The 6,929-nt window shown below is 72.0% G+C and carries 5 protein-coding genes; all 5 read right to left on the bottom strand.

Annotation, left to right across the window (positions count from 1 at the left end; all coding sequences use genetic code 11):
• Positions 1–462 precede the first annotated feature (462 nt).
• The 5 genes from GUI43_RS25945 to ftsY all read right to left on the bottom strand — a co-directional run bounded on the left by GUI43_RS25945 (position 463) and on the right by ftsY (position 6,913).
• Complete coding sequence (locus GUI43_RS25945; RefSeq protein ID WP_112581989.1) at positions 463–2,793, bottom strand: [protein-PII] uridylyltransferase; 2,331 nt, start codon at positions 2,791–2,793, stop codon at positions 463–465.
• Positions 2,794–2,809: 16 nt separating this feature from the next.
• Positions 2,810–3,148: a P-II family nitrogen regulator gene (locus tag GUI43_RS25940; protein WP_172862163.1), complete on the bottom strand. Its 339-nt coding sequence runs from the start codon at positions 3,146–3,148 to the stop codon at positions 2,810–2,812.
• 25 nt (positions 3,149–3,173) lie between these two features.
• Positions 3,174–4,586, bottom strand: coding sequence for an ammonium transporter (locus tag GUI43_RS25935; RefSeq protein ID WP_112699992.1), 1,413 nt, complete (start codon positions 4,584–4,586; stop codon positions 3,174–3,176).
• Positions 4,587–4,861: 275 nt separating this feature from the next.
• The gene (locus GUI43_RS25930; RefSeq protein WP_181518597.1) at positions 4,862–5,725 is read right to left on the bottom strand and encodes a phosphotransferase; all 864 of its coding nucleotides are present in this window, start codon (positions 5,723–5,725) and stop codon (positions 4,862–4,864) included.
• Between the two features lie 6 nt (positions 5,726–5,731).
• A complete protein-coding gene (gene ftsY, locus GUI43_RS25925) occupies positions 5,732–6,913 on the bottom strand; it encodes a signal recognition particle-docking protein FtsY (RefSeq protein WP_112603473.1) in 1,182 nt (393 codons plus the stop codon).
• Positions 6,914–6,929 lie beyond the last annotated feature (16 nt).

Below are 6,929 nucleotides of genomic sequence, written 5' to 3'. Positions count from 1 at the left end.
CGGCGCTTGCGGGCGGCGCTTGCGGGCGGCGCTTGCGGGCGGCGCTTGCGGGCGGCGCTTGCGGGCGGCGCTTGCGGGCGGCGCTTGGCGGCGGCGGCAAGCAGAGCTGACAGACGTCAGCGGACGCAATCGGCGGCGGACATCGCGGAGAGCGCTATACCTCAGAGGTATAAATATGCCTCTGAGGTATAGCGCTGAAAGGGGCACGAGGGCTGGCGGGCCTGCTTCATGGCTGGCCCCGGGTGGCAGGGCCGAGGTGGCAGGGCCGCGAGGTCGCCGAAGAGAACCGGTAGCCGCAGAGGCAGCACGCCTCGACCCCCAAACCGCAGCCTCGGCCCGAACGGCAGCGCTGGCCCGAACGGCAGCGCTGGCCCGAACGGCAGCGCTGGCCAGGACGGCAGCGCTGGCCAGGACGGCAGCGCTGGCCAGGACGGCAGCGCTGGCCAGGACGGCAACCGTGGATCAGACGGCGGCGAGGACCGCGGCCTCCAGGCGGGCCCGGGTGGCGTCGTCCGGCCAACCGCCGACCAGGTAGAAGGCGTCGACCACGTCGGCGCCGAGGGTGGAGATGCGGGCCGCGCGGACCAGGGCGCCGGCCTCGTCGAGCGCGCAGGCGACCCGGTAGAGCAGCCCGGCGGCGTCGGCGGCGCGCAGTTCCAGCAGTACGGCGTCGGTGGCCGCCTCGCGGTGCCAGACCACTCGTGGAGCCGCGCCACCGCCACGGCTGGCGAGCGCACGGCCGCGCAGCCGTTGGATGACCGACACGTCGCCGGCGACCGCCCGGCGCAGGTCGGCGCGGAGGGGGACCGGGTCCGGCGGAAGACCGTAACGGGGCTGCACCCGGCACTCGACCAGGGCCCGGCCGTCGACGGCGGAGGCGTCCGCGGAGATCACCTCCAGCCGGTGCAGCGCCAGGCAGCCGGCCACCGTGGCGAGCAGACCACGCCGGTCGGCCGCCGCTACCGACACCCGGTCGCCGGTCAGGTGGACGACCGGCAGTGGCCCGGCCAGCAGCTCCGGGTTCGGGGCGGGTGGCTCGGGGAGTACGCCGGTGTCCAGCGCGGTGCGAACCCGGGCGACCAGCTCGGCGACGAGGCGGCCCTTCCAGTCGGACCAGGCCGCCGGCCCGGTCGCCGCCGCGTCGGCGCGGACCAACGCGTGCAGCACGTCGAGGGTGCCGGTGTCACCGACCGCCTCGGCCACCGAGGCGATGGTGACCGGGTCGCTCAGGTCCCGGCGGGTGGCCACGTCGGGCAGCAGCAGGTGCAGCCGGACCAGCTTGCCGATCAGCTCGACCTCCGCGGTGGGCAGACCGACAGTGGTGGCCACCGCCTGGGCAACCGGCACACCGACGGTGCTGTGGTCACCAGGGAGGCCCTTGCCGATGTCGTGCAGGAGAGCGCCGAGGAGCAGCAGGTCGGGGCGCTCCACCTCCCGGGCGTGCCGGCTGGCCTCGTGCGCGGTCTGCACGAGGTGCCGGTCGAGGGTGAAGCGGTGTACCGGGTTGTGCTGGGGCAGGCTGCGTAGCCGGGTCCACTCGGGCAGCCAGCCGTCGACCAGCCCGTACCTGTCGCAGGTCTCCCAGGCCGGCACCAGGCCGGCGCCGGCGCCGAGCAGGGTGATCAGCGCGGCTCGGGCCTCGGCCGGCCAGGGAGCCGGCAGGGGCGGGCAGTACGCCGCCAGCCACTCGCAGGTGGCCCGCGCGATGGGGATCCGGGTGGTGGCCGACGCGGCGGCCACCCGCAGCGAAAGGCTCGGGTCGGGGCGCGCCCCGATCGCCGTGCGGGCGAGCACCAACTCGCCGTCGTGTTCGACCACGTCGCGGGCGACCGGGCGGCGGGCGGGGCGGCCGTTGCCACCCCGGGAGCGGCCGGAGCGCAGCCGGTCGGCGGCCCGGAAGGCGTCGTCCAGGGCGTGGCTGACCGTGCGGGCGTCACCGGCGACCCGACGCAGCAGCGCGTCGCCGTCTTCCACGACGGCTCCAGGCCGCCGCGCGCCGTCAGACGCGCCGGGCTGGAGTTGTCGCAGGCCGAGCAGGTTGGCCACTCCGTCGCGCTCCTGGGCGACCAGCCGGTCGACCCGTCGGCCGACCTGCTGGTGCAGCGCGTCGCGGGTGTCCAACAGGCGCAGGTGGGCGGCGCGTACGGCGGGACGCAGCGCGTCGGTGATGCCGGCGGCGGAGATCGCCCGCAGCAGCCCCACGTCACGCAGACCACCGGCGGCCTCCTTGAGGTCGCCCTCCAGCAGGAACGCCAGCTCACCGTGGGACTGCCAACGGGCTTCGGTGACCTCCCGCAGGCCGGGCAGGTGCCGGACCGCGGTGCGTCGCCAGTGATCGGCGGCGGTGCGGATCAGCGCGTCGGCCAGCGCCTGATCCCCCACGATCAACCGGGCGTCGAGCAGCCCGAGGGCGACCTTGACGTCGTCCTGGGCCACCGAGAGCGCCTCGGCGACGGTACGGACGGAATGGTCGAGCCGCAGGCCCGCGTCCCAGATCGGGTACCAGACCGAGGCGGCCAACTCGTCAGTGCCGGGCACCCCGGCGTGCAGCAGCACCAGGTCGAGGTCGCCGTACGGGGCACACTGCCGCCGACCCAACCCTCCGACCGCCAGCAGTGCCACCCCGTCCCGCTCCGGCAGCAACCCCCGCAGGAACGAGTCGTACGCGGCGGCCCGTCCCCGCCGGGCCGCTTCCCCGATCCCCCCGGGAACGCCGACGACCTCGTTGATCAAGAGGTTCGCGTCGCCGTCATCGGCGGGTCCTGACGCGTTCTTCTTGATCAACGAGGTCATGTCGGTAGTGGCCGCGTCAGAGTGCGTCGAGGCCGCGTTCGCCGGTACGTACCCGGACGACCTCTTCGACACCGGTGACCCAGACCTTGCCGTCACCGATCTTGCCCGTGCGGGCCGCTCCGACGATGGCGTCCACCACCTTGTCGACGTCGATCTCGTCGGTGAGCACCTCGACCCGGATCTTGGGCAGGAACTCGACCGTGTACTCGGCACCCCGGTAGACCTCGGTGTGCCCCTTCTGGCGCCCGTACCCCTGAACCTCGCTGACGGTCAGCCCGGCCACCCCGAGGGCGTGCAGGGCCTCCTTCACCGCGTCCAGTTGGTACGGCTTGATGACTGCGGTCACCAGCTTCATGTCCAACCCCTCCATCCTAGGAACGTTAACCGGCGACCTTTTCGCTGACCGGCTCGGCGGGCTCCGCCTCCGGCTTGGCACCACTCGTCGCGCCGCCACCGGGGGTGCCGATGCCGGCCATCGCGAACGCGCTGCCCGTGCCGCCGCCGGCCGGGGACAGGTCGTAGCTGCTCTCGGCGTGCTCGGCGATGTCGATGCCCTCGACCTCCGCCTCGGCCTTGACGCGGAAGCCGATCGTCTTCTCGATGACGAAGGCGAGCACCCAGGCGATGCCGAACGACCAAGCGGTGACGATCAGGCCGGCGAGGGCCTGCCGCCCGAGCTGGGTCGCGCCGCCGCCGTAGAAGAGGCCGTCGGAGGCGCCCACCACGTCGGTGATCGCGGCGTTGACCGAGTTGGTGGCGAAGAGACCGAGCCAGAGCGAGCCGATCCAACCACCGACGAAGTGCACGCCGACCACGTCGAGCGAGTCGTCGTAGCCGAGCTTGTACTTGAGGCTGACGGCGAGCGCGCACACGACACCGGCGACGATGCCGAGCAGGACGGACGCCCACGGTGCGATGAAGCCGCAGGCCGGGGTGATGGCGACCAGACCGGCGACTGCGCCGGACGAGGCACCGACCATGGTCGGCTTACGGTCCTTGACCCACTCGACAGCGATCCAGCCGAGCACCGCCGCCGCCGTGGCGAGCTGGGTGTTGATGAAGGCGAGGCCGGCGACCGAGTCGACGGTCAGCTCCGAGCCGGCGTTGAACCCGAACCAGCCGAACCACAGCAGACCAGCACCGAGCGCGACAAGCGGGATGTTGTGCGGCTTCATGCCCTCACGCGGCCAACCGAGCCGCTTTCCGAGGACCAGGACCACGGCCAGGGCCGCCGCACCGGCGTTGATGTGCACCGCGGTGCCACCGGCGAAGTCCAGTGCGTGGATGTCGCCGCCGATGATGCCGCCGCCCCACACCCAGTGGGCGACCGGGAAGTAGACCAGGGTGGCCCAGCCGAAGGCGAAGAGCAGCCAGCCGGCGAACTTGGCCCGGTCGGCGATGGCACCGCTGATCAGCGCGACGGTGATCACCGCGAAGACCATCTGGAAGGCCATGAACACGTAGAGCGGGACGCCGATGCCGCTGGGGTTCTCCGCCGTGGCGCCCCACAGGTCGGTTTCGGCGAGGAAGGTCTTGGTGCCGAGGTACGCGCCCGGGTCGCCCCAGAAGCCGTTCACGTCGGTCCCGAAGGCGACGCTGAATCCGTAGAACCACCACAGAATAGAGATGAGCCCGATAGCCGAGAAGCTCATCATCATCATGTTGAGTACGCCCTTGGCCCGGTTGAGGCCGCCGTAGAACAGCGCCAGTCCGGGGGTCATGAGCAGCACGAGCGCGGTCGAAACCAGCAGCCACGTGGTATTGGCGCCGTCGATCGTCGGTGCTTCAGGCACGCTGGCCTCCTAAAGGTGAAGTCCTCCTTCGCGGCTTTCCGGGGCAGCGTCGCCCGTAGGCCGGTTGCGCGGAAGCTTCGCGGCCGGCTGTTTCACTTTGGGTCCCGTGCGGGTTTCCGTTTCGTGACGGGTTGTTTCGGACGTGTCACGAACTCCGCACAGTCAGCAGCATGGACGACTGTGGATCGACCGGACGGTGAACGTCGATGGCTGACCGGTCAGCGGCATCGACCGGTGCGCCTGACACCCCCGGCCGAGCATCGCCCGACCGGCGCTCAGCGGAGGGCGTTCTCCAGGGTGTGCCGCTCGTAGTCGAGCAGCCGCAGATCGCGCATCGGTCGACGCAGGTGGCCCTTGTGCACGATCCGGACGAACGCCGGCTCACCGGCGGCGGCCATCCGCCGGATCCCCTCGACGTGGTCCACGATCCGTTTGCGGATGGTCCGGATCAGCCGGTGCCGGTCCCGGGGGATCAGCCCGTACGCGTCGGCGAAGAGCCGGAGGCGGCGCGGGCGGTCCGGGTGCTTCCAGCCCAGCGTGATCGAGTCCCGGTCCGCGAAGATCGGCACCCAGGTCCAGGCCGCGTACGCCACGTCGTAGATCCGCGCTCCGGGCGAGGCGAGGTCGAAGTCGATCAGCCCGAGGGTGCCGTCCGGACGCCAGATCACGTTGTGCGGCGCGGCGTCGTGGTGGCAGATCACCTCGGTGTCCGGTGGTGGGGGCCCGAACGAGCGCCAGACCGCCGCCTGCGGAGGGGTGAAGCCGTACTGCGCGTCGTGGAACATCCGCAGCATGGTGGCGACGGTGACCAGGGCCTCGTCGGTCACCCAGTGCGGGGCGAGCGGATATTCTCCGCACTCCCCCTCCAGGTACGACAGCACCTCACGGTTGCGCTCGTCCATCCCGAGCGCCCGGGGGGCGCCGGTGAACCCCACGTACTCCAGGTGGCGCAGCAGCGCGTGCACGGACGGGGTCCACGGCCCGGCGTTGCGTCGGACCGTGTCACCCACGCGGACAACGGTGCTCACGTTGCCGCCGTGCAGCGGGATCTCCTGCGAAGTCACGTACGGTCTCCCGAGGCGCTGCGAAGGATGGCCGGGGTCACGCCAGCCCGCGTACGCGCGATCGTCAGTGGTCACCCGAGACTACGCGTCCCGGCCGGTGGCCTCGGTCCCCAGCAACGCGTCGACGAACTGCGCCGGGTCGAACGGGGCCAGATCGTCCTTGCCTTCGCCGAGGCCGACCAGCTTCACGGGGATGCCCAGCTTGCGCTGCACGGCGATCACGATGCCACCCTTGGCGGTGCCGTCGAGCTTGGTCAGCACCACACCGGTCACGTTGACCACCTCGGTGAAGACCCGGGCCTGCTCCAGGCCGTTCTGCCCGGTGGTGGCGTCCAGGATGAGCAGTGTCTCGTCGATCGGGCCCTGCTTCTCCACCACGCGCTTGACCTTGCCCAGCTCGTCCATCAGGCCGACCTTGTTCTGCAGGCGGCCGGCGGTGTCGATGAGCACGGTGTCCACGCCGGTGTCGATGCCGCGCTTGACGGCGTCGAAGGCGACGCTTGCCGGGTCGGCGGCCTCGGGCCCCCGCACGGTCTCGGCTCCGACGCGCGAGCCCCAGGTCTCCAGTTGGTCGGCCGCGGCGGCCCGGAAGGTGTCCGCCGCGCCGAGCAGCACGCTGCGTCCGTCGGCCACCAGCACCCGGGCGATCTTGCCGCAGGTGGTGGTCTTGCCTGCGCCGTTGACGCCGACGACCAGGACCACAGCCGGCACGCCGTCCTTGGGGGCGGTCCGCAACGAGCGGTCCAGGCTCGGGTCGAGCGCGTTGACCAGCTCGGCGGCGAGCAGGGCCCGCAGCTCGGAGGCCGAGCGGGTGCCGAGCACCCGGGTGCGCTCGCGGAGCCGGTCGACGATGTCGCGGGTGGCGTCGACGCCGACGTCGGCGGTGATCAGGCTGTCCTCGATCTCCTCCCAGACGTCCTCGTCGAGGTGGTCGCGGGCGAGCAGGCCGAGCAGGCTCTTGCCGAACACGTTCTGTGAGCGCGACAGCCGCGAGCGGAGCCGGACCAGCCGCCCGGCGGTCGGCTCGGGGACCTCGACCTGTGGTTCGAGCACCGGCGGCGGCTCGACCAGGACGCCGGTGGACAGATCGGACTCCGGTGCCTCGACCGGCGGGCCGGCGAGATCCTCCTCGGCCCTGGTGTCGACCTCCGTGCGTGGCAGCGGGGGCTCGGGCCGTCGCCGCAATCGCGGCACGACCAGCCCGACTGTGCCGGCGATCAGCACACCGAGCAGGACCAGAGCGAGGACGAGATATTCGGCCATGCCGGAATCCTGTCAG

The sequence above is a fragment of the Micromonospora noduli genome, from assembly GCF_003264365.1.
In the GTDB taxonomy this organism is placed as follows: Bacteria; Actinomycetota; Actinomycetes; order Mycobacteriales; family Micromonosporaceae; genus Micromonospora; species Micromonospora noduli.
This window is presented reverse-complemented; position numbering and strand designations above follow the sequence as displayed.

Coding starts and splice junctions, on each gene's coding strand:
- GUI43_RS25940 (WP_172862163.1), bottom strand. CDS start 3,148: ATGAAGCTGGTGACCGCAGTCATCAAGCCGTACCAACTGGACGCGGTG.
- ftsY (WP_112603473.1), bottom strand. CDS start 6,913: ATGGCCGAATATCTCGTCCTCGCTCTGGTCCTGCTCGGTGTGCTGATC.
- GUI43_RS25945 (WP_112581989.1), bottom strand. CDS start 2,793: ATGACCTCGTTGATCAAGAAGAACGCGTCAGGACCCGCCGATGACGGC.